The 19,998-nt window shown below is 70.7% G+C and carries 16 protein-coding genes and 7 pseudogenes; 11 read left to right on the top strand and 12 right to left on the bottom strand.

Going from position 1 to position 19,998, the window contains the following annotated elements; all coding sequences use genetic code 11:
* Positions 1 to 178 precede the first annotated feature (178 nt).
* The gene (locus ACH5A8_RS25120) at positions 179 to 1,093 is read right to left on the bottom strand and encodes a YceI family protein (protein WP_399005495.1); all 915 of its coding nucleotides are present in this window, start codon (positions 1,091 to 1,093) and stop codon (positions 179 to 181) included.
* Between the two features lie 363 nt (positions 1,094 to 1,456).
* Between ACH5A8_RS25120 and ACH5A8_RS25115 the strand changes: the two genes are divergently transcribed.
* The gene (locus tag ACH5A8_RS25115) at positions 1,457 to 1,705 is read left to right on the top strand and encodes a hypothetical protein (protein ID WP_399005958.1); all 249 of its coding nucleotides are present in this window, start codon (positions 1,457 to 1,459) and stop codon (positions 1,703 to 1,705) included.
* A 125-nt stretch (positions 1,706 to 1,830) separates the two neighbouring features.
* On the opposite strand, the gene ACH5A8_RS25110 is transcribed toward ACH5A8_RS25115, so the two are convergent.
* The gene (locus tag ACH5A8_RS25110) at positions 1,831 to 3,207 is read right to left on the bottom strand and encodes a protein kinase (protein WP_399005493.1); all 1,377 of its coding nucleotides are present in this window, start codon (positions 3,205 to 3,207) and stop codon (positions 1,831 to 1,833) included.
* 892 nt (positions 3,208 to 4,099) lie between these two features.
* On the opposite strand from ACH5A8_RS25110, the gene ACH5A8_RS25105 reads away from it, so the two are divergent.
* From ACH5A8_RS25105 to ACH5A8_RS25095, 3 genes and pseudogenes are all read left to right on the top strand, one after another.
* Positions 4,100 to 5,359 (top strand): MFS transporter, encoded by a 1,260-nt coding sequence (locus tag ACH5A8_RS25105; RefSeq protein ID WP_399005491.1) that lies wholly within the window; start codon positions 4,100 to 4,102, stop codon positions 5,357 to 5,359.
* 71 nt (positions 5,360 to 5,430) lie between these two features.
* Positions 5,431 to 5,602 (top strand): annotated as a pseudogene (locus tag ACH5A8_RS25100) (DinB family protein); the annotation flags it as partial.
* A 111-nt stretch (positions 5,603 to 5,713) separates the two neighbouring features.
* Positions 5,714 to 6,008: pseudogene (locus tag ACH5A8_RS25095) on the top strand (transposase family protein); the annotation flags it as partial.
* A 35-nt stretch (positions 6,009 to 6,043) separates the two neighbouring features.
* Here the strand turns inward: ACH5A8_RS25095 and ACH5A8_RS25090 are convergent.
* The gene (locus ACH5A8_RS25090) at positions 6,044 to 6,367 is read right to left on the bottom strand and encodes a hypothetical protein (RefSeq protein WP_399005956.1); all 324 of its coding nucleotides are present in this window, start codon (positions 6,365 to 6,367) and stop codon (positions 6,044 to 6,046) included.
* A 276-nt stretch (positions 6,368 to 6,643) separates the two neighbouring features.
* Complete coding sequence (locus tag ACH5A8_RS25085; RefSeq protein ID WP_399005489.1) at positions 6,644 to 6,949, bottom strand: hypothetical protein; 306 nt, start codon at positions 6,947 to 6,949, stop codon at positions 6,644 to 6,646.
* A 728-nt stretch (positions 6,950 to 7,677) separates the two neighbouring features.
* On the opposite strand from ACH5A8_RS25085, the pseudogene ACH5A8_RS25080 reads away from it, so the two are divergent.
* Positions 7,678 to 7,830: pseudogene (locus ACH5A8_RS25080) on the top strand (IS630 family transposase); the annotation flags it as partial.
* Between the two features lie 36 nt (positions 7,831 to 7,866).
* Here ACH5A8_RS25080 and ACH5A8_RS25075 read toward each other — a convergent pair.
* From ACH5A8_RS25075 to ACH5A8_RS25055, 5 genes and pseudogenes are all read right to left on the bottom strand, one after another.
* A complete protein-coding gene (locus ACH5A8_RS25075) occupies positions 7,867 to 8,364 on the bottom strand; it encodes a GNAT family N-acetyltransferase (RefSeq protein ID WP_399005487.1) in 498 nt (165 codons plus the stop codon).
* 178 nt (positions 8,365 to 8,542) lie between these two features.
* Complete coding sequence (locus ACH5A8_RS25070) at positions 8,543 to 8,806, bottom strand: hypothetical protein (protein ID WP_399005485.1); 264 nt, start codon at positions 8,804 to 8,806, stop codon at positions 8,543 to 8,545.
* A 149-nt stretch (positions 8,807 to 8,955) separates the two neighbouring features.
* Positions 8,956 to 9,920, bottom strand: a pseudogene (locus ACH5A8_RS25065) (Gfo/Idh/MocA family oxidoreductase).
* Between the two features lie 68 nt (positions 9,921 to 9,988).
* On the bottom strand, positions 9,989 to 10,972 hold the full coding sequence (locus ACH5A8_RS25060) for an alpha/beta hydrolase (RefSeq protein ID WP_399005484.1): 984 nt from the start codon (positions 10,970 to 10,972) through the stop codon (positions 9,989 to 9,991).
* Between the two features lie 126 nt (positions 10,973 to 11,098).
* Positions 11,099 to 12,022 (bottom strand): SDR family oxidoreductase, encoded by a 924-nt coding sequence (locus tag ACH5A8_RS25055; RefSeq protein WP_399005482.1) that lies wholly within the window; start codon positions 12,020 to 12,022, stop codon positions 11,099 to 11,101.
* Positions 12,023 to 12,159: 137 nt separating this feature from the next.
* Here ACH5A8_RS25055 and ACH5A8_RS25050 point away from each other — a divergent pair, with 137 nt between their 5' ends.
* From ACH5A8_RS25050 to ACH5A8_RS25040, 3 genes and pseudogenes are all read left to right on the top strand, one after another.
* Positions 12,160 to 12,747: a TetR family transcriptional regulator gene (locus tag ACH5A8_RS25050; protein ID WP_399005480.1), complete on the top strand. Its 588-nt coding sequence runs from the start codon at positions 12,160 to 12,162 to the stop codon at positions 12,745 to 12,747.
* Positions 12,748 to 12,889: 142 nt separating this feature from the next.
* A pseudogene (locus ACH5A8_RS25045) lies at positions 12,890 to 13,035 on the top strand (IS481 family transposase); the annotation flags it as partial.
* Between the two features lie 127 nt (positions 13,036 to 13,162).
* Positions 13,163 to 13,975 (top strand): annotated as a pseudogene (locus ACH5A8_RS25040) (IS630 family transposase); the annotation flags it as partial.
* A gap of 282 nt (positions 13,976 to 14,257) precedes the next feature.
* Here the strand turns inward: ACH5A8_RS25040 and ACH5A8_RS25035 are convergent.
* On the bottom strand, positions 14,258 to 14,989 hold the full coding sequence (locus ACH5A8_RS25035; RefSeq protein WP_399005478.1) for an SDR family oxidoreductase: 732 nt from the start codon (positions 14,987 to 14,989) through the stop codon (positions 14,258 to 14,260).
* Positions 14,990 to 15,059: 70 nt separating this feature from the next.
* On the opposite strand from ACH5A8_RS25035, the gene ACH5A8_RS25030 reads away from it, so the two are divergent.
* From ACH5A8_RS25030 to ACH5A8_RS25020, 3 genes and pseudogenes are all read left to right on the top strand, one after another.
* The gene (locus ACH5A8_RS25030) at positions 15,060 to 15,917 is read left to right on the top strand and encodes a LysR family transcriptional regulator (RefSeq protein ID WP_399005476.1); all 858 of its coding nucleotides are present in this window, start codon (positions 15,060 to 15,062) and stop codon (positions 15,915 to 15,917) included.
* A 334-nt stretch (positions 15,918 to 16,251) separates the two neighbouring features.
* Positions 16,252 to 16,668 (top strand): annotated as a pseudogene (locus ACH5A8_RS25025) (hypothetical protein); the annotation flags it as partial.
* A gap of 114 nt (positions 16,669 to 16,782) precedes the next feature.
* The gene (locus ACH5A8_RS25020; RefSeq protein WP_399005926.1) at positions 16,783 to 17,280 is read left to right on the top strand and encodes a DUF4232 domain-containing protein; all 498 of its coding nucleotides are present in this window, start codon (positions 16,783 to 16,785) and stop codon (positions 17,278 to 17,280) included.
* 489 nt (positions 17,281 to 17,769) lie between these two features.
* Here the strand turns inward: ACH5A8_RS25020 and ACH5A8_RS25015 are convergent, their stop codons facing one another.
* Both ACH5A8_RS25015 and ACH5A8_RS25010 read right to left on the bottom strand, forming a co-directional pair.
* Entirely contained in the window at positions 17,770 to 18,261 is a 492-nt protein-coding gene (locus ACH5A8_RS25015) for an STAS domain-containing protein (protein WP_399005474.1), read from the bottom strand.
* Positions 18,261 to 19,742, bottom strand: a complete 1,482-nt coding sequence (locus ACH5A8_RS25010) for a PP2C family protein-serine/threonine phosphatase (protein ID WP_399005472.1) — start codon at positions 19,740 to 19,742, stop codon at positions 18,261 to 18,263. The genes ACH5A8_RS25015 and ACH5A8_RS25010 overlap by 1 nt, the downstream gene beginning before the upstream one ends.
* Positions 19,743 to 19,998: the final 256 nt, after the last annotated feature.

The raw sequence follows: 19,998 nt of genomic DNA, 5'->3' as shown, positions 1-19,998 counted from the left end.
CTGTGCTGTCAAGGTGTCGCCGGGCGCTGCCGGGGAGATCGGTGTTCCCGTGCGGCCGGCCGGCAAGCCGCAACGCGATGTGGAGGTGCGCTGCCGGACGGCCTCGACCAGCACCCCCATGAATGACCGCGATACTTCTGCCGGACCGCATCCGCGTCAGGCGCCCCCGTATGAGGGTCTACTGCGGTGGCGTGGGCGTGTCGTGGGTGTGGTACATCGCCTGGACGTCCAATTCCAGTTGGACGGTCGGACCGACGACGGCGATGCCGCGAGCCAGCATGGAGCGCCAGTTGAGGGTGAAGTCCTCCCGGTGGAGTTCGGCCTTCGCGAGAGCCGCGCAGCGCAGTTCCTGGTCGTAGCCTCCATTGACCGTCCCGAGGTAGGTGGTGTCCAGGCCGACGGAGCGACTGGTGCCGTGCATGGTGAGCGTGCCGTGCAGGGTCCACTTGGAGCCGCCGCGGTGGGCGAACCGGGTGCTGGTGAAGTCGATGTGCGGGTAGCGTTCGACGTCCAGGAAGTCGGCGGAACGCAGGTGGTTGTCGCGGGTGTTGTTGCCCGTGGTGACGCTGGAGGCGTCGATGCGCACCGACACGTGTGAGTCGGCCATGTTCGGTGCGACGCGGATGCCGCCCTGGAAGCGGGTGAACCGCCCGTGGACATGCGCCATGCCCACATGTTTGGCGATGAATCGGATCGCGGTGTGCGGAGGATCGAACAGCCAGGTTCCGGCTGTCGGAAGCTCCACCTGGCGGGCGGACTGGAGCGCGATGCGCACCGGGGGCAGTGCCACCCCGGCGGCGATGTCGAGGTTCTCGCGGGCAGGGGACAGGCCCTCGGCCGCGATCATCACGCTGTAGGGGCCCGGTGGCAGCGTCGCTATGAAGTAGCCGTGGGGATCCGTGGTGCCATGCGTGGCGACCCGGTGGCTGTCCACGGCGGTCACGGTGACCTCGGCTCCTCCCATGGGCTGGCCCATGGGATCGAGGACCTCGAAGCCGAACGCCCCGGCGCCGGGCGGCAAGGGGACCGAGATGCTCGATCCGGCGCCGGAGACACCGTGGGAGCGCCGACGGCGGAGCAGCCCGAGAGCCATGGAGTTCACCCTTCTTCACCCGCGTCACCGTCACGCGACCCGCTCAGTGGTCACGTTCGCGGTCGCCAAGAATCACCGACGAAAGGAGGGCAGACGCGGAGCCAGCAGTTCGTCGGCGATCATAAAGCCACGCACGCGCAGGTGGCTCGAGCCGATGTCCAAGCTGATCAACCCACCCGTCGGAGGCTGTGGGGCCGTAAATCAGTACATCGGCCGACCATATCGCCACACCTCGGCTTCATTGCTTTGCGGCAATGCTGTGGTGAAGGACACGGAATGGGATCACTACATTCACAACCGGTCTGCGGTTTCATCACGGACCTGACACAGGCGGGCGGGGACTTCGTCGGCTCAGGTGTGCCGTTGACTGACGCGCAGTGGGTGCGGATCGACCCATTGCTCCCGGACACTGGACCGCCCTGGCAGCGCCCGACGAACGAGAACACCAGCGGGCTGCTGAGACGGTGCTTCCCGAAAGGCGCTGACCTGGAGTTGGGCATCCGGCTGTCCGTCGGCCGCACCGGCCAGTGCTGGGGCAACGCGCTGGCCGAGTCGTTCTTCGCCACCTTGAGGCAGTTCGAGCCCGCAGTGCGCGTCGGGCGGATGCTCTAGCGTGAAGCCGACGCCGGCTGGGTGACAGCCAGCGGACGGGCCCAGCCTTGTACGTATGGCTGTCCTTCATGGTCACAGGGCGCTCGGAGTTGGGCTGAGGCGGGTGTCGGATCTCACCCGGGGCATCAGTCGTGGCCTTTCCGTGTCGGGTGATGGGGGGACTTGCCGGTCTTTGCGGGCGGCTTCGGCTTCGGGCCACCGCGCTCGGCCTGGCGGGTGTGGTCGTCCGCGTCCCGGCCAGCCGGTGCCCGATGCTCCGGGTCTGTCCAATGGGACGATCCTGGGCTCTTGGAGGGGAGCTCGGCGTGAGATCCGGTCGGCGCGGCTGTCGCGCCGGAGGCGACGAATGTCCTGACGTCGGGCTCGGCACGAGAACCGGTCGCCGCACCGGCCGATCCTGACACGTCGATTGTCGGGGAGGTGGGCCGGGTGTGACCGGATCCGGTCGGTGGGAGAGCACCGGGCCTGCTTCCGGGACCCGCTGTGCGGGAGGGCTGGTGCGCGGGGGGCACGGCGGGCGGAGCGGTCTCGGCGCGGTCGCTTCCGTTGGTGGTCGTGGCGACGGTGAGGGTCGTGCCAAGGGCCAAGGAAAGTGCGGCGATCGCAGTCCCCACGGTCCGGTGACGGCTGCGGCGGGGGCCGCCCGCAAGGTTTGGCCGGGTGACCGCCACCTCCTCCGTCCGTACGCGCTCGTCCGCGTCGGGGCGCGCGGCCCGGGGCGCCGGAAAGGAGGCGTCGGAGGAAGCCGAAAGCGGCAACGGATGCGTTGCGGCCCGGGCGTGCCGGGAGGCGAGGATGCCGGCGCAACTCTCGGCGTCCGGGCGGGCCTCGGGGTCCTGGGCCGTCATAGCCCGCAGCAGGGTCGCGAGGTCCGAGGGGAGCCAGGTCGGGACCTCGGGTGGGCGGTGCAGGCGGGCGATCGCCGCCTCCAACGGGCTCCCTTCGTACTCCAGTCGGCCTTTCAGACCCTCCAGCAGGACGAGGCCGAGCGCGTAGACGTCAACAGCTGGTCCGACCCGCTTGCCCGCGACCTGCTCCGGTGCCAGATACGCGGCGGTGCCTATCAGGACGTCGGTTGCCGTGTGGCGGGTCGCGTTGGTCAGGCGCGCGATGCCGAAATCGGCCAGGTGAGGATCACCGGCCGCATCAAGGAGGACGTTCGACGGTTTGACGTCGCGGTGCACGATGCCGGCCTGGTGGACATAGGCCAGCGCCCGCGCGAGAGCGGCGCCCACCTGTACCACACGCCGCTCAGGCAGTGCACCACCCGCCAGGCAGCTGCGCAGTGTCGGGCCCTTGATCAGTTGCATCACCAGGTAGCTGCGGTCGTCGTCGCGGCCGGCGTCGTAGACAGTGACCAGGCCGGGATGCTGCAGGCGGGCGAGTAGGACGGCTTCCGCAGTGAGACGGTCCTCGATCTGTGGGTCGGGGCCGGGCCGGAAGACTTTGACGGCCACGGACCGCCGAAGGCGCGTGTCGACGCCCTCGTAGACATCGGCCATGCCTCCCGATCCGATCCTCATGTCCAGCCGGTAGCGGTCGGACAGGACTCGGGCGGACTGCTCATCTGCTGGAACCGAGGCGGGCGCGGGCGGGACTGCTGATCGGCGGGCCTTCACGTGCTTCTCCGTTGCTGTCGCCGCGTACCGGACTCGACCATGGGCCGTGCTGTGAGGGCGGGTACCCCCGCCCGTCTCGGGTATCCAGAGAAGTCGGCGCTCGGGCTGGATCCGGGCCTGTCGGTTGCTCTGCGCAGTCACTTCAAACCGTGTGCGCGGGAGTGGACACGTCGCCGCCCGATGCCGCCGGTACAGCGCAGGAGCCGACGGAAGAGCGGTATGTGCGAGTCGGAGGGGCACAGCCGTGCAGGCGCAGCGGAAGGGATGCCTCGATCGGGGACGGTGCCGGTCAGACGGGTGAGTCGGCGCGCGGCAGCCAGACGGCTCACCGGGCCGATCGAGGGATGGCTGGTGGGCCCGGCTCCTCGCTTGGGCGAGAATGCCGGCATGAACCGGGGCATCCACGCCGAGCCCGGCGAGCGGGAGTTCGGCAGATTTGGCCGGGATGCGATCACATGTGAAGTAGAGGTTCCCGGTGCAGTGGTGATCTTGTGAAGGTGTGCTGCCACCCGTAACGTGCAGTACCTGGAATCCGCTGGACAGAGTGACTCCCGGCGGATCACGCCGCTTGCGTTCCAAGGGAGTTATGCGGGCGATGCCAAGACAGGTGCGGGCTCGTTCACGCCCCGCCGGTGGTGGGTCCGCCCGTGTTGTCCTCGCAGTGCACCGTTATGCCGTGCCCATGGTTTGGGAGACTGTGACGTTCTCCTCAGCGTGAGCAGCGGCCAACGCCCCAGCCGCCCGTCCACGCCCGCCCAGTGAAAGCCCCCACGTCTTGACCGTCCCCTTGCACGAGGCCCAATCGGCCGGCCGGCACGCTGCCATCCCCACAGGCAGCCTGTTCCGGCAGATCTACGCACCACGCGTCTGCGATGGCCTCGCCTACTCCATGTCGACCTACGCCATGCCACTCGTCGTGCTGGCCACCACCGGCTCCGCGTCCCTGACGGGCCTGGCCTTCGCACTGGAATGGATACCTCGGGTGGCCGCGTTCGGCTTCGCCGGCGCCCTGGTGGACCACAGCGGCGCGGCGATCGTGTCCTTCCTCGCCTCGCTCGCCCGCGCCCTGTTGGTGGCGGGTGCCGCTGCCGCGCTGATCGCACTGCCGCCGGGTACGGTCGAGACCGTCACCGTCATGGCACTGGCCGCCGTGACGGGGGCGCTGACGCAGTTCAGCTTCATCGCCAACGAGGCGGTCGGCGCCATCGTCAGCCGCCGCACCGACAGGCAGGCCCACAAGGTGCAGTCGGTGCTGATCGGCATCGATCAGACAGCCACCGTCATCGGCCCGGCTCTGGGCGGTGTTCTGCTGCTCACCGGCCCGACTCTCATGCTGGCGTGCCTGAGCGTGCTGTCCTTCCTGTCCGCCGCACTCGCACTGCAGACCCCGCCCACCCCTCTGCGTGCCGCACGCCATGGTGGACTGGCGCCGGGCGGCGGCCTGCGGGGAGGATGGCAGACCCTGCGCTCGCTGCCGTCCCTGCGGCGGCTGGTGGCCGGACTGGCCTGCTCCAACCTCATGCTCGGACTGCTGCAATCGGCCAGCCCCATCCTCGTGGAAGACCGCTTCGGCCACTCCCCGGCCGCCGCCGGCGTGCTCTGGTCCATCGCCGCTGCCCTCACCTTGGCCGCGGTCGCCTGCTGCCGGGCCGGCCTTGACCGGCTCGGCCTGTGGGGGATCGGCGTCATCAGCGCATCCGTCGCGGCTGCCGCCTGCCTCGCCGTGCCGCAGGCCCTCTCCTACCCCGGCTACGTGACCCTCGTGGCCCTCTTCATGGCTGCCGACGGAGGACTTACCGTCGTCCTGCGCACCCTCCGTTCGCAGGTCATCCCACCTGCGGCCTTCGGCACGACCCTGTCCCTGACGGTCCTGTTCCTGCTGCTGCCCTTCCCTGTCGCCGGCGTGCTGCTCGCCCTGACTCCGCCCCCCTACCTGGACGGGCTCATCGGGGCGTGCGCAGTCGTGCAGGCGCTCGCTCTCCTCGTCACCTTCCTACGCCTGCGCAACGACCCGATCCTTCGAGCCAGGACATAGCCGTCCCGCCACGAGGCCGCCTGCCCCGGTCCTCCTGAAGTCGCTTCTGCTGGCGCCTGTCGGCCGTCAAGGCGCCGCTGAGCGTCGACGAACCTGCACTCGACACTGTGGGGTGTTGCACCTACCCGCACGGCAGCGACCCGGAGGAGCCGTTCATCGACATCGTGTGGTGGGTCAAACAGGAAGTGCCGCACCGCGGGGCCGAGGTCGTTGCGTGACCTCTACCGCGCGCGGTCGCACTGAGCCCCGTCACCAGCGGCTCACGCAGCGCGGCGGCCAGCTTGTGTTTCGAGGAGCGGCCTTGCGTTCGGAGTGGGCCGTGACGCCACTCACGTACATGCGATGATCTTGCCCGTGGCTGGTGTGATCACGGCGTCGGAGTCCTCCTGGATAGCCTCGTTCACCGGGCTGAGCCCGCGGCAGTTCGGCAAGCAGGTGTCGGTTCTGCGGTGCCAGGGCACAGGCGCGGTGCGCAGGGGCCGGCCGTGGCGCCTGCCGCTGAAGGACCGGGCACTGCTGGTGGCGGCCTACTGGCGCACGGCACCTCACCGTGCGCCAACCGGCCCTGCTGTTCGGGGTTTCCAAGTCGGCGGCGGACCGGATCATCGACCGCCTCGGGCCGATGCTCACCCTTCCGCCCCGTAAGCGGTCGGTTCGCGGGTGGCCGTTGCGCGGTGGGCCGGGTCACGGGCAGGTGTGTTCCTGCGGCAGCCGGCCGTGGGAGAGGGAACTGGTGAAGTCAACGTTGCCGGTGCGGCAGAAGTTGACGCCGTCGCTGCCGTTTGGCGCCGTCACGCACTCGATTCCCACGTACTCGCCAGGGGGGTTGACGACGACTCCCAGAACGCCTGCCAGTGCCGGGACCGGTGAGGTGGAGTCCTGCCGGATCGTCTTGCAGGCCGTGGGCTCGGTCGCGGAGGCGCCGGCAGGGGTGGCCCAGGCGAGCGACGCCGCGAAGGCCAGCACAGCGGACGCGGTACCGGCGGTGAAGCGGGCGGTCTTTCTCACGTCTCTCCGTTCATCGAAGCAACGACACGGGGCAACGAGTGTCAATGTGCCGCCTTCATGCGCTATTGGATCGGAGACAGGGCGCAGCCTTCACCCATTGGACGGCAGGAGTGGGAAGCGGAGCGGACCTGACCCGTGAACGACGATGAGGTGGTCCGGTCACCACAGGTGACGGGCCACCTCATCTCGTCTGTTCCGCCCATGGCTACAGCAACTGCACAGGCGGCACCCGCCGCGCCAAGGCCATCCAGACGGCCTTCGATGCGAGGGCCGCCGTCATCTCCTCGCCGGTCGGGTGCCGCGCGTGCGGCAGCCAGAGAACGGCCACCTGTGCACGCTGCCGCGCGTGATCCCACCACAGCGTCGGGGACCGGCCAGTTCCATCACCACGTGCACTGCCTGCTTCTGGTCGGGCTCGTTGAGCGCCAGGACGACGCGGTCGGCGGTGTCCTGCCGGAAGTGCCACGGCCCGCCGTCGGCCTGCGCCTCCTCGTCCAGCGGCGTCAGTGAAGCGTACGCGGGAAAGCGGTCGATCTCCGCCTGACCGGCGCCGCCGTAGGGCGACAGAACGACCGCCGCCATCGGCCCCCGGCTGACGGAGAAGACTCCTCGTCCACGAGGACGATCCGCGGATCGGGCAGGGCTCCGTACTCGCCCACCCAGCCGGTGAACGCCGGCGCTGGAACGGGCGCGGTGCGGCCACTCGGGCGGCGGGACCGGGCGACGTCAACCTCGCCGCCGCCTGGTAGTTCTACGGACGCGAGGGGCACCTGTGGGCACCGCGCAAGGCGGTAGAGGTCCTGCCTGACGGGACTGAGACCAAGCTGGGCGCCGTCGTCGACAACACCCGCCGCCGCGCCACCGAAGCCGGCCAGGAACTCGACCGCTGGCCGCAAGAGCGCGCATGAGCGGCAAGCGTTCCGACGCGCGGTACTGCTCGCCGCGCTGCCGCACACGAGCCTGGCGGCGGCGTCGTTCGCGTTGGACAGCCGTCACACCGTGACGCGTGTGGGTGACGGCAACACCCGCAGCAGAGGGCCGGGGCGTCCTCCGGGTGATTCCTTCCGCCTGTCCTTGACCGTGTCGGCGCGGGCGGGGGTTGGCCGGGCATGAAGCGACTGATCCATGCGGCGGCCGCCGCCCTCGCGGCCGTGGTGTGCACCGCGCCGGCCGCGCCGGCCGACCCCCTGGCCCCCGCCCCGCAGCGTGCGACACGAAGGCGGCCGGCGTGCAGCCGCAGACCACGGAGGCCGTCCGGCTGCGTGCCAGCCGCGGCACGCGCGTGAGATGACGGCCCGTTCCACCTGTGACTCCGTGCCCGGGCGCTGCACGCCTACCTGCGCTGGCGCAATGCCAACGCCCGCCACCCCGACATACTCGCCGCACAACGCCGGGAACGCGATCGCGTCCGCAGCGAGAAGGGCGTTCGCTGGGGCGGACGCCCCCTCGCCGCCGCAGCCTGAGCACGTGAGGGATCCCGCCGTGCCCGGATGTGGAGATCAGGCAGCGGCCAGGCTCTTCGCCATGACCCGCTCCCTGCCCACGCCATCGGGCAGAACTTCGCCGGGCTCACCCGTGTCCGTGAAACCGTGCCGCTCATAGAGCGCGGTCGCCTTGCGGTTGTCCGGCCTGACGGACAACCGCAGCGTCGTGGCACCGCGCTCCGCCGCCCACCGCTCGACCGCCTGGATCAGGCAGTCACCCACGCCCTTGCCTCGAGCCGTGGGATTGACCCACATCGAGATCAACTCCACGTTCTCTGCTCCCTCGCCCGGCACTCCGCTGGCGATGCCCACTGGGAGGCCGTCGAGGAGCGCGACGAGATCGTGCGCGCCGGGAATCGACAGACGGGCACGCCAGCGTTCCTCTCGGTCGCCGGAGCCCTGCCACTGGGCCAGCGTCGATCCGAACGCGTAGGGCGCCTCAGCAAGCGCGGCCAGTCGCAACTCCCGCCAAAGGGGCCAGTCGTCTGCTTCCAAGGTGCGTAGTTCAAGCATGATCCAGACCCTGCCCGCCCGACGGGGCGGGCAGCAAGTTGATTTCAACCACGCGAACGAGGTCGTTCAGCCCTGCGACCAGTCGGAACCGGGGACCGGTGGTGCCTCACGCAACCGCAGACCACGAGACCTCGGTGAACAAAAGCGGTCACAGCACTAGCCAGTGGGTCGCCGTCGGCTAGCGAGCGTCGAAGCCTGGCTGGGACCGGGCCACCAGCCTCTCCCGCCTGCGGCGGCGCCGGAGCGCCACGAGATCGATCAGCCCCACCAGAACCAGCAGTCCGCAGATGCTGCACAGCCACCAGAGGGAACCGCCCGAGGGGGAGTCGTGCTCGCCCGAGTGCGCCGCCCACACCCCGAACCCCACGGACGCCGCCGCGAACAGCGGGAGGAAGAAGGCGACCATCAGCACCCGCATACCGCGCGCGGCGTGGGCCGCCACCGGGTCGAGTCCTGAGTCGGGCCCAGGTCGGTCGGATCCACCCGTTACGTTCTGGTGATCACTTCGGTCCACGAAGGGCCGGGTACCCCGGCCGCGCACGGCAAGTCCCCGCCCGGCGACAGTCCTCGGCCGCACCGCTCTGACCGCGCTCAGCCGGCCGTCCGCAGCTCGTCCGGGACCCCCGCCAGCGGCACAGGCCTGCGCTCCCGGCGGACAGTTCGCAGGCCTCCGCCACCCGCAGTGCCCGCAGCGCCTTGCGGCAGTCGCACGGGTTGGCCCGCTCGCCGGGCACCACCTCGACGAAGGCGTTCAGCTCCGCCTCGTACGCCGGTCCGAGCCGCTCCGGAAACCCCGTCCACGGCTTGTCCGCGGCCGGCGGGCTCGATGGAGGCCACCGGCGTCCGGTCGTGCAGGCCGACGACCACGGTGCCCGCCTTCCCGGCCAGCTCCAGACGGACGTCGTACCCCGCGACGTTGCCCCGCGCGGCCGTCGCTGTGGCCGGCGTGCCGTCGTCCAGGGTGAGCAGCACCGCCGCGGCGGCCACGCCGCCGGCCTCGCGGAACATCGCGGGCCCGGCGTCGGACCCGGCGGCGTACACGTCGGCGACCTCCCGGCCCGTCACCCAGCGCCGCGTCGAAGTCGTGGATCAGCGTGTCCCGGAACAGCCCGCCGGACAGCGGCAGCCGCTCCGGGAGCGGTGGGGTACGGTCGCCGATCGTCGTGCGCACGGTGTGCAGCCGCCCCGATCGCACCGCCTCCCGCGCTCCCGTGCAGCCCGCGTCGAACCGCCGCTGGAACCCCATCTGCGGCACCGTGCCCGCCCGGTCCACCTCCGCGAGCGCCTGCGGCGTGCCCGGCAGGTCCAGGGCGATCGGCTTCTCGCACGCAGAACACCGGCAGGCCCGAGCGTGCGGCCTGGCCGATCAGCTCGGCGTGCGCAGCCGTCGCCGAGGTGATCACCACCGCGGCCACGCCCCACTTGGAGATCTCGTCCACGTCCGGCGCCGCCGTCTCGTCCAGCTGCTGTGCCAGCTCCTGGGCGCGCGCGGGTTCGGCGTCGGTGAGGATCAGCGAGCCGACGTCGCGGTGGCGGCTGAGCGTCCTCGCGCGGATGGTTCCTCACAGCGGGTCCGTGTGGCGGCCTGCCGGCTGTCACCGCGCGGTCGGGACGCGACGGATGCTCAGGGCTGCCGGGCACTGAACTGGCGGCGCAGGTATCCGTACCAGGCGTGGATGTAGGCGGCGCTGACTGCGGCTTCGGGGGCGAAGAGGTCCCAGGCGTGGTGGGCGCCGGGGTACAGGTGCAGTTCGACGGGCACGCCGCTGGCCTGGAGCCGCGTGGCGTAGGTCAGGTCCTCGTCGCGGAAGACGTCGAGTTCGGCGGCTGCGATGAAGGTGGGCGGGAGGCCGGTGAGGTCCGTCGCGCGCGCGGGTGCGCTGTACGGCAGCACGTCGTCGGCGCCGGCGCGGTCCCCGAGGATCAGGTTCCAGGCCAGGATGTTGGTCGCGCGGTCCCAGATGCCGATGTCGGTGACCTCGTGGCTGGACGGGGTGGTGTTGCGGTCGTCGAGCATCGGGTAGCTCAGCGCCTGGAACAGCGGCGCCGGTTCGCCCTGGTCGCGGATCATGAGAGCGGTGGCTGCGGCGATACCGCCGCCGCCGCTTTGCCCGGCCAGGGCGACGCGGGCCGCGTCGAGGCCGAGCGCGGCTGCCTGGCTGCGAAGCCAGTGATAGGCGAGCAGGCCGTCCTCGGCGGCGGCCGGGGCGGGGGCCTCCGGCGCGAGCCGGTAGTCGACGGAGGCGACGATGCAGCCGACCGCCAGGACCAGGTGCTTGAGGGTGGGATCGTCCTGGGCCGCGTACCCGAGAACCTGCCCGCCGCCGTGGAACCAGACCAGCACCGGCAGCGGCCCGGCCGCCTCGGTGGGCCGCAGCAGCCGGATGGCGAGGGTGGATCCGTCCGGGCGGGGGGCCTGGAACTCTTCGACCGACACGGACGGCTCATCCGGTATCTGGGCCGCGATCGCCTCGGCGAAGGCGCGGACGCCGACGCGCGTGCCCTCCAGGTCACTGAGGTCGAACACCCCGGCCTCCGTCATCGGCACCGCCTTCAGGGCCTCGGCCAGTTCCGGGTCGAGCCGCTCGTGTGCGTTCTTGGTGTTCATGTTGTCCGTCTCCTTGCGGCTGCACAGCAGCCGGCCGTGCAGGGGGTGATGGGTCGTGTGGACCGGCTCCGCCCGAGCCGCCCGGAGGGGCACGGGGAGCGGACCGGGATGGAGAAGGGAGCGGGCTCAGCGCGCGGTGGTGGTGCCGGTGTCGAAGTAGTGGCCCCGGCCGAGGTCGTCGACGAGGCCGGGCTGGACGGGCGTCCAGCCCAGGAGGTCCCGGGTCAGCGTGCTCGAGGACGGGTTGTCGGCCTGGGCGTGGGCGCTCAGGAAGCCGAAATGGGCCTCGGCCTCGGTCGGCGGGACGCTGACCACGGGCAGGTTCAGCCCGCGGCCGATGCCCTCGGCGATCCGGCGGAAGGCGATCCCCTCGTCGCCGACGGCGTGCAGCCGTGACCCCGCCGGCGCGGATTCCAGCGCCAGCCGGTACAGGCGTGCCGCGTCGAGCGTGTGCACGGCGGGCCAGCGATTGGCCCCGTCGCCGACGTAGGCCGAGACGCCCTTGGAGCGGGCGATGGAGATGAAGGTCGGGATGAAGCCGTTGTGGTCGAGCGAGCTGTGCACGGTCGGAGTGAGCCGGACGACGGACGACCGGATACCGCGCTCGGCGAGTGCGACCACCGTGTTCTCGGCCTCGATCCGCGCTCCCGTGTCGAGCGTGTCGGCCTCGGTGAGGGCGTCCCGCAGCCCCGCGAAGGCGAACACCACTGTTCCTGAGGTGGTCACCAAAGGCTTGCCGGTGCCGGCGAGCGCGTCCCCGAGGGTGTCGATGGCGCGCAGATCGGCTGCGACCGCGCTGTCGAAGTCGCCGGCGAACATCTCGTCGTGCTTGAAGGCCAGGTGGATGACACCGTCGGCCGCAGCGGCGGCCGCGGCGAGGCCGTCGAGATCGTCGAGGTCGCCTCGGTGCACCTGGGCGCCGGCAGCCGTCAACGCGGCGGCGGACTTGTCCGAGCGGGCCAGGCCGACGACCTGGTGTCCCGCTTCGAGGAGTTCGGGGACGACGGCGGAGCCGAGATGTCCGGAGGCTCCGGTGACGAATACGCGCATGGTGTTGCCCTTTGCTGCGGGCTCCCCACCAGGGGTGGAGAGCCGTGATGTCAGTTCGTGACATCACCGTAGCACCCATGTCAGTCTCTGTCGTCACTCTGACGTCAGCTTCTGTCATCGGTGTGTAGGATCGGGGCATGAGCCGATGGAAACCCGACGCACGGGGCCGCCTGGAGAAAGCGGCGATGGAGCTCTACGACGACAAGGGCTTCGACGCCACCACCGTGGCCGAGATCGCCGCCCGGGCCGGGGTCACCGAACGCACCTTCTACCGGCACTTCGTCGACAAACGGGAGGTCCTCTTCCAGCCCAACGCCCTGGCCGACGTCCTCGCGCACGCCACGGTCACCGCCGCCGACCCTCTGGCGCCGCTGGAGGTGATCACCCACGCCCTGATCGAAGCCGCTCCCGTCTTCGAAGAACGCGCGGAGCTGGTACGGCAGCGCCAGGCCGTCATCGCCGCCAATCCCGAACTGCAGGAACGGGAACGGGCCAAACTGGCGTCACTCGTCTCCACCCTCGACCGCGCGCTTCAGGAACGCGGTCTGGATTCCGCAACCGCGGCACTCGCGGCCGAAATCGGGATCGCCGCCTTCAAGGTCGCCTTCGAGCGCTGGATCGACGACCCCGACCAGCACACCCTCGCCCGACACATTCGGGAAACCCTGGACGCCACCAGGCACCTCACCGCACGGCCGGTTCGCTCTCCAGCCCAAGCGCGGTGAGTGCCTTCGGCTCTGCGGCCGTCCACTTCTCCCCGGCCAGCGGGCCTCAAGCACGGCATGATGACCGTCCGCCACGATGACGTCCCCGTTCCCCAGGCCGCCGCCGTTGCCCTCGCTGGCGCGCCCCTCACCGGACTCCGGCCTTCGGGCCTACATCAGCAACGACGAGCGGACCGCAGCCCTGGCAGACTTCCTGCACACCTACAACTACCACCGCTGTCACACTGCACTCTCAGGCCAGCCACACCGATCAGCCGTGTGAACAACGCTGCGGGTCAATACACCTAGTGGCTTGGCTCGGATCCTTGGTCGGGTAATTGATCTTCCGTTCGTTGCGCGGCAGGCTGCTTCCACGTTGTGATGGTGGAGGTGGTCGTAGGACGTCGTCCGGGGGGTGTTCGTCCGGCCGGTAAGCATGGAGGAAGGGCGTCGGCTGCAGCGGACCAGCCGGACCGCGAAGGATGCGGTGCGGCTGCGGCGGGCGATCGTGGTGATGATGTCCGCGCAGGGGCAGTCGGTTCCGGACCTCGCCTCGTTGATGCGGGTCGGCGCCGACTATGTGCGAGACGTCATCCACGCCTTCGACGAGCAGGGGTTCGAGGCGCTGGACCCAAGATGGTGCGGGGGTCGCCCCAGGATGATCAGTAGCCAGGTGCGTGAGCACGTCTGCCTGATCGCCCGGACGGCCCCCGCCGACTGGAAGATGCCCGCGTTCTCCACCTGGAGCCTGACCAAGCTCGCCGAACACCTGGTCAAGCAGAACGTGGTCCCCGCCGTCAGCCGCGAGACACTGCGACGGATACTGCGCGAGGGCAGGGTCTCCTGGCAGACCAGCACGACCTGGAAGTCCTCCAACGACCCAGACTTCATCGCCAAGACGCACCGGATCCTGGCGCTCTACGACTCCCCGCCGACCGACGGCCGGGTGGTCTGTGTGGAGGAGTTCGGGCCGCTCAACCTCATGCCCCGCAAAGGCAAGGCACGGCGCCCGCACCGCTCACCACGTCGTCTGCGGGCCACCTACAGCCGCTACGACGGCGTGATGCACATGCTTGCCGTCCTCGACCTGGCCACCCGCACGATGTACTACCGCATCCGGCCCCGCAAACGGTGGTGCGAGTTCCTGTCCCTACTCAAGTCCCTGCGCATCCGCTGGCCCGGCGAGAAGCTCTACGTCGTCCTGGACAACTTCTCCCCTCACAAGCACCCGAACGTCCGCGCGTGGGCCGCGGCGAACGACATCGAGTTGGTCTTCCTGCCGACCTACGGATCGTGGCTGAACTGGATCGGGTGGGGGCCAGCCCGGACGGGATGGGCGAGCCGAAGACCGTGCCGGCGCCCGACGGGCCGCAGCGCCCGGGTCACCCGCCGGACCGCCCCGGCAACAGCCGACGGCGTGCCGAACCGAAGACCAGCTTTGCCCCCGACTCACCCATCCGCTTCTGGACCGAGTACCCGGCCAAGACTGCCTGACGGTCCGCTACCCTCCCTCGGTTCCCTGGCAGGCAGCTCACCAGGGAACCGGGCCGTGCTCGTCGAAGAAGCCGCCGGTCGGCCCGTCATCGGGCAGCGTGGCGAGCCGGACGACCACGGCCGCGCCGTCGGCCGCGGTGCGGGTGAGGCCGGGGAACGCGGTGGTGAAGTCGGTCGCACACGGCCCCGGATCGGCGGCGTTGACCAGGATGTTGCGGCTGCGCAGTTCCTTGGCGTACTGCACGGTCAGCGAGTTGAGTGCGGTCTTGGACGGGACGTACGCGGCCAACGCGGGCCGGGTTGTGAAGTAGTCCTCGGGATCGGTCATCCGGGCGATGGAGCCCAGTCCACTGCTGACGTTGACAATCCGGGCGGCGGGGGAGCGGGCGAGCAGCGGCAGCATCGTGGTGGTCACGCTGATCACGCCGAACACGTTGGTCTCGAACACCTCGCGTACAGCGGCAAGTTCGACACTGCCAGGGCTCTGGGCGGCGAGGTCGCCAGAGATGCCGGCGTTGTTGACCAGGATGTCCAGCCGGCCAAAGCGCTCCTCGATCCAGCGGGCGGCGGACAGGACGCTGGCGCGGTCGGTGACGTCCAGGGTGACCGGGTACACCCGCGGGCCCAGGTCGGCTGCGGCTGCCGCACCGCGGTGCGGGTCGCGCGAGGCCAGCAGGACGTTCGTGCCGAGCGAGGCGAGCCGGGCCGCGACCTCGCGCCCGATGCCCTTGTTGGCACCGGTGACCAGGGCAGTCGTGGTTTCTGTCATGCGTTCAGTCCACCACGGGGGCGGCCGGGAGCTCCAACACCGACCAGGTACGCAGCGATACCGTGCGGGTATGGAAAGACTGGAGGTCCGCGAGCTCGTCTACTTCACCGCTGTCGCCGAGGAACTGCACTTCGGTCGGGCGGCCGCCCGGCTGGGGATGACCCAACCGCCGCTCTCCCGCGCCATTCAGCAGCTCGAACGACGGCTGGGCGTGCCCCTGTTGGACCGTGGCAGTCGCCGGGTCGCACTGACCGAGGCGGGGGCCGTCCTGCTCCGCGAGAGCCGTACGGTGCTCGACGCGGCGTCGGCCGCGGCGCGCCGCACCCGGCGGGCCGGCCGCGCCGACCCGCGTCTGGTCCTGGTCATCAAGCCGGGCGGCGACGGTGGCCTGCTGCCCGCGATCCTCGACGCCTATCAGACTGAGCCGGGTGCGCTGCCGGTCGAGCTGGTGTGCAGCTTCGGCGAGCGCGAGATCCTCCTGCGGGAGGGCCGTGCAGACGCCGCCCTGCTTCACCGCCCCCACCACGACCTCACCGGCCTGGACTCGCAGGACCTCCTGACCGAGGCTCAACTTCTCGTGATACCGAGTTCGCATCGCCTCGCGGGCCGTACCCGGGTCTGCCTGAACGACCTCGCCGGGGAGCCCCTGCCACGCTGGCCGGGCGCACCTGAGGGTGGCTCACACGGACCCGAGATCCACGATCTTGGGCAGCTTCTCCACCTCATCGCCTTGCGCCGCATGGTCGCCGTCCTCCCCTCCTCCATCCGCGATCAGCTCCGCGACGACCTGGTCGCTGTCCCGGTCGATGATGCCGAGCCCACCACGCTCGTCCTCGCCTGGCCCGAGCACGCCACCTCCCCAGCCCTGGCCGCCTTCGTCCGCGCGGCCGCCGCCGTGGCGGGCAAGGCGACGGGCCACGGCGGGTAGAGCGGGGAGACACGCGGGGTGGGAGGCGCCCTCGCCCATGCTCGCAGGCATGCGAACACTCCAGGACGCCCTCACGGCCACCGTCGAGATCACACCTGGTGGCAGAATGACGGGCACCGGACGGCGAACCGATCACGTGGTCGACAAATCCGAGCCAAGCCACTAGCCCGTCAAGGCCTGCAGCCCGGCGGGCACGGGCAAAGCCCTGACCTAGCGGTCCGGGCCATCACGTGCACCCTTGTTATGGGGCGCAGACCGGAAAATGTGAGACGCAGCCTCGAAAAAGTTGTCGCCTGCCCGCTACCAGCGCATCCCCAACGCCGACCATGGGCTGGTGGGCCGGACGCCCACTGCCGTACCAGGTCTGACCAGGCTGCGGTCCCCCGACCCGGATCCGTCAGGGCCCCGGCAGGCCGCGACATCAGCGCGGGTGCCGACTCCACCGGCGGCGCGGGTCAGGACGCACTCCCAGTCTGGCCTGCACGCTGTGCCCAGCCGCGTACGTCAGCCCCGGGGGGCGTCAATCAGAACGCCGGCCAGTCCGGCCGGGGAGGGATCGCCCTGCCCCATTCACCGCAGCATCTCCGCCGGGCCCCCGGCCCCCGGACTGGGTGATCGAAGGCGACCTGAACCGCACCATGCCGCCCGTCGCCGCCCACACCGGGGACCGCCGGATGTCCGGGCGCAGGCGATCGACCGGGCGGCCGCCCGCCAGGCGCTCGCCGAGGGCGTGGCCGCCTGCACCCACTGCCGGCCCGACAGCGCGCGGGTTCCCGTAGTTCATTGTTCAAGAGGGGTCCCACGTCTCATCCGCGGTACCAGATACCTGCTAGGTCCACTTCCGTCACGCCCGCCGGAGGCACTCATGCAGCGCACCCGCAAGATCGCACTGGGGGTCGCCGTCAGCGCCCTGGTCTCGTCCGTGACCGCCGCCGTCCCTGCCGCGGCTGCCCCCAGCTCGCCTGCCTGCACGAACGTCACCCTGTCCTGGGTCGGCGGTACCGCCAAGCCCGGCGGTAGCGAGCGGCAGGAAACGGCCGGCGTCCAGGTGAAGAACACCGGAGACCACACATGCGCCCTGCTCGGCGCGCCCTCGGTCATGCTCACCACGGACGGCGCGCCGGAGACGCTGCGTCAACAGCCGGGGGGCAGCAGCGTGGATCTCGCCCCCGGCAAGACCGCAAAGTTCAACGTCACCTTCCTCAGCGACAACGGCAAGAACGGGAACGAGGTCATCCGTCCCGACCAGGCCGTCGTCACCCTGCCCGGGGGTACCGTGAAGACGCTCACATGGAAATGGGGCAGTGTCACCCGGCAGGAGGCAGCAAGCCACCCCGGGAACTTCGTCAGCCCGATCACCTGATCCCCCCACCTCGTCACGCTGGTGACCAGCGTCCACGACGATCCAGCCCATGGATCGGTGCGTCTGGCGCGGTGCCGAATCCATGCCGGGCGGACCTGAGGGCTGGCGATCGCGGCCGTCGGGCTCCCATCCCGGCCGATGACTGCCCGAAGGGAGGCGAAGGCCTCTGTGCGGTCATCTCCGTGCGGTCATCGCTCGCCGGGGACTGCAGCCATCGACCGGGCCCAACGCCGAAGACCCAGTGTCAGCCTCCCGTTCGTCAAGCGCACATTTCGCGTACCAAACGTGCACAAAGACCGCCCCCGCCTGGCAGGAGGCATTCGTCCTGGACGGCGCCGGACATCCGACCCGACGAGACCGTGCCGTCCTTTGCCGTCGTCCTCGCCGCCGCTGCACACGGGGAACGGGACAGCCAGCGCGGGGGTACCGCGGTAGGAGCGCCGGGCTCGATCGCTGGTACAGACGCCCCGTCGTGACGCGTCCGCGCGATCAGTTCAGGTTCGCGGAGGGGTTACGAGCGCTGTCGCAGGCCGTGTGTTCCCCTTCGGTCGGCGCACCAGCCCCGCCGGCGGTGGTCACACGGTCGACGGAGCCCTGCGGCCCTGCGCTGGTCTGCTTGTCGGCGATCATGGTGGTGACTGCTTCGCTCGTGGTGGCGTGGACCGGCAGGATCGTGTCGACGCCGGTGAGGGTGAGCATCCGCATCAGGCGGTCGGGGACGTTGGCGAGTCCGAGTTCACCGCCCTGCGCCTGGGCGGTGTGCCAGAGGCCGATGAGCGCGCTCAGACCGGCGGAGTCGCAGAAACCGACCTGGGACAGGTCCAGAACCAGGTGCGGGCACCCTTGCTCGATGATCATCGAGGCGTCGCGGCGCAGGGTGTCCGCGGTGTGCATGTCCACGTCCCCGGCGACTGTGGCGATAGCGAGGCCGGGATGGGGTTGCTGGACGGTCAGCTGCAGCGTGTCGGTCACGTCGGTCATCACTCCTGGCCGAAGTGTTCGGGCGCGGCGGCGGTGTGTGCGGTGGCGGCGACACTGCCGTCGGGCATGGTGTGGGGGTGGGGGACGGACAGGGCCAGCAGGGCCACGTCGTCGCCGGCTCCGTCGGGCAGCGAGGCCAGCAGGGTGATGCTGTCCTCGACCAGGGAGGTGGCGGTGACCGGCCCGGTGCGCTGGTGGAGGAAGCCGGTCAGGCCGTCGTCACCGAGCATGGCGCCCTCGGTGGTGCGGGCTTCGGTCAGCCCGTCGGTGTAGAGGAACAGGCTCTCGCCGGCCGTCAGGGAGAACGTGGTCTGGGCGAAGGGCGCCTGCGGGAAGGCGCCGACGAGCATGCCGCCCTTGGGGCGTACGGCCCGCACCCAGACGGCGCCGCTGTCGTCGGGGCGCACGTGGTAGGCCGGCGGGTGGCCGCCGGTGGCGACGGTGACGGTGAAGCCGTCGTCCCCCCGGGGCTCGAGGAGGCCGAAGACGACGGTGCAGAAGCGGCGGCCGGCGGTGACGTCGGTGAGCAGCATGGTGTTGAGCGCGCTCAGCACGGTGACGGGGTCGGCGTCGATCTGGGCCGTGGCGCGCAGGGTGTGGCGGGCCAGGGCGGTGACGGTCGCCGCCTCGGGGCCTTTGCCGCACACGTCACCGAGGACGAACGCCCACCGGCCGCCGTCGACGGGGAAGACGTCGTAGAAGTCGCCGCCCACGTCGTGGGCTGAGGCGGTGCGGTAATGGCAGGCCAGCTCCAGACCCGGCACCACGGGAAGGGCCGGGGGCAGCAGAGTGCGCTGGAGGGTGGAGGCGAACGCGGCGATGGCGGCCCTATCCTGCTCCGCCTTCTCCCGCGCCGCCCGTTCCGCCTCGGCCCGCGCCCGCTCCGCCTCGGCGTGCCGCCTCTCCGCCTCCCGGCGGGCCTGCTCGTCGCGCAGGGCGCGCAGCGCCGACAGCCGCAGCTCCATCTCGTCCAGCACGATCGCGGCGAGATCGGCAAGGGTGGCGGTGTCCTCCTCGGTGATCGAGCGCGGCCGGGTGTCGAGGACGTTGACCGTGCCCAGCTTGTGCCCGTCGGGGGTGATGATCGGTGCGGCGGCGTAGAAGCGCACCCCCATCTCTCCGGCGACCAGCGGATTGTCCGCCGCGACGGGGTCTTCGAGGGTGTCGGGGATGACCATCGTGTCATCGCGCAGGATCGCCGAGCCGCACAGGCCCGGATCGCGGCCGATCTCCGCGACGCCCTCCAGGCCGTGGGCGGCCTTGAACCAGATGCGGTCGGTGTCCACGATCGTGACCGTCGCCACCGGCACGTCGAAGAGGCGGGCGGCCATCGCCGCCACCCGGTCGAACGCCCCGTCGGGCGGGGTGTCGAGGATGTCGTAGCGGCGCACCGCCGCGATCCGGGCCGCTTCCGCATCCGGGTCGGGGACCAGCTCGGGGCGGCGCCCGGGAGCCGGGTCGGTGGCCGATGCCTGCTGCATTGTCGGCTTTCCTCTCCGTCGATGGGCTGCCGCCGTGAACGGCACGAACCGACGCAGCCTAAATCGCCCACACGCCCGAACGCCAATGCCGCCGTCATCCGGGCACCGGACACGGCCGTCCTGCCCGGTGAGGCGGTCACTCTCGGCAGGTGATGACGCCCGTCACGACCACCGCAGTTCACGTCGGCGCCTGCACGATCCGGCAAGGCAGGCGGAAACCCTCGGCGATCAGTGCGGAGCAGGTCCCCGCCACTCT

It is taken from the genome of Streptomyces sp. NPDC018610 (assembly GCF_044391765.1).
Taxonomy (GTDB): domain Bacteria; phylum Actinomycetota; class Actinomycetes; order Streptomycetales; family Streptomycetaceae; genus Streptomyces.
Note: the sequence above shows the minus strand (reverse complement) of the source record. Positions and strands in the feature narration are given on the sequence as shown.

What these genes read in the sequence shown, in the direction of transcription:
- ACH5A8_RS25120 (WP_399005495.1), bottom strand. Translation starts at nt 1,093, where the DNA reads ATGGCTCTCGGGCTGCTCCGCCGTCGGCGCTCCCACGGTGTCTCCGGC.
- ACH5A8_RS25110 (WP_399005493.1), bottom strand. Translation starts at nt 3,207, where the DNA reads ATGGCCGATGTCTACGAGGGCGTCGACACGCGCCTTCGGCGGTCCGTG.
- ACH5A8_RS25085 (WP_399005489.1), bottom strand. Translation starts at nt 6,949, where the DNA reads ATGGCGGCGGTCGTTCTGTCGCCCTACGGCGGCGCCGGTCAGGCGGAG.
- ACH5A8_RS25075 (WP_399005487.1), bottom strand. Translation starts at nt 8,364, where the DNA reads ATGCTTGAACTACGCACCTTGGAAGCAGACGACTGGCCCCTTTGGCGG.
- ACH5A8_RS25060 (WP_399005484.1), bottom strand. Translation starts at nt 10,972, where the DNA reads ATGAACACCAAGAACGCACACGAGCGGCTCGACCCGGAACTGGCCGAG.
- ACH5A8_RS25055 (WP_399005482.1), bottom strand. Translation starts at nt 12,022, where the DNA reads ATGCGCGTATTCGTCACCGGAGCCTCCGGACATCTCGGCTCCGCCGTC.
- ACH5A8_RS25050 (WP_399005480.1), top strand. Translation starts at nt 12,160, where the DNA reads ATGAGCCGATGGAAACCCGACGCACGGGGCCGCCTGGAGAAAGCGGCG.
- ACH5A8_RS25035 (WP_399005478.1), bottom strand. Translation starts at nt 14,989, where the DNA reads ATGACAGAAACCACGACTGCCCTGGTCACCGGTGCCAACAAGGGCATC.
- ACH5A8_RS25030 (WP_399005476.1), top strand. Translation starts at nt 15,060, where the DNA reads ATGGAAAGACTGGAGGTCCGCGAGCTCGTCTACTTCACCGCTGTCGCC.
- ACH5A8_RS25020 (WP_399005926.1), top strand. Translation starts at nt 16,783, where the DNA reads ATGCAGCGCACCCGCAAGATCGCACTGGGGGTCGCCGTCAGCGCCCTG.
- ACH5A8_RS25015 (WP_399005474.1), bottom strand. Translation starts at nt 18,261, where the DNA reads ATGACCGACGTGACCGACACGCTGCAGCTGACCGTCCAGCAACCCCAT.
- ACH5A8_RS25010 (WP_399005472.1), bottom strand. Translation starts at nt 19,742, where the DNA reads ATGCAGCAGGCATCGGCCACCGACCCGGCTCCCGGGCGCCGCCCCGAG.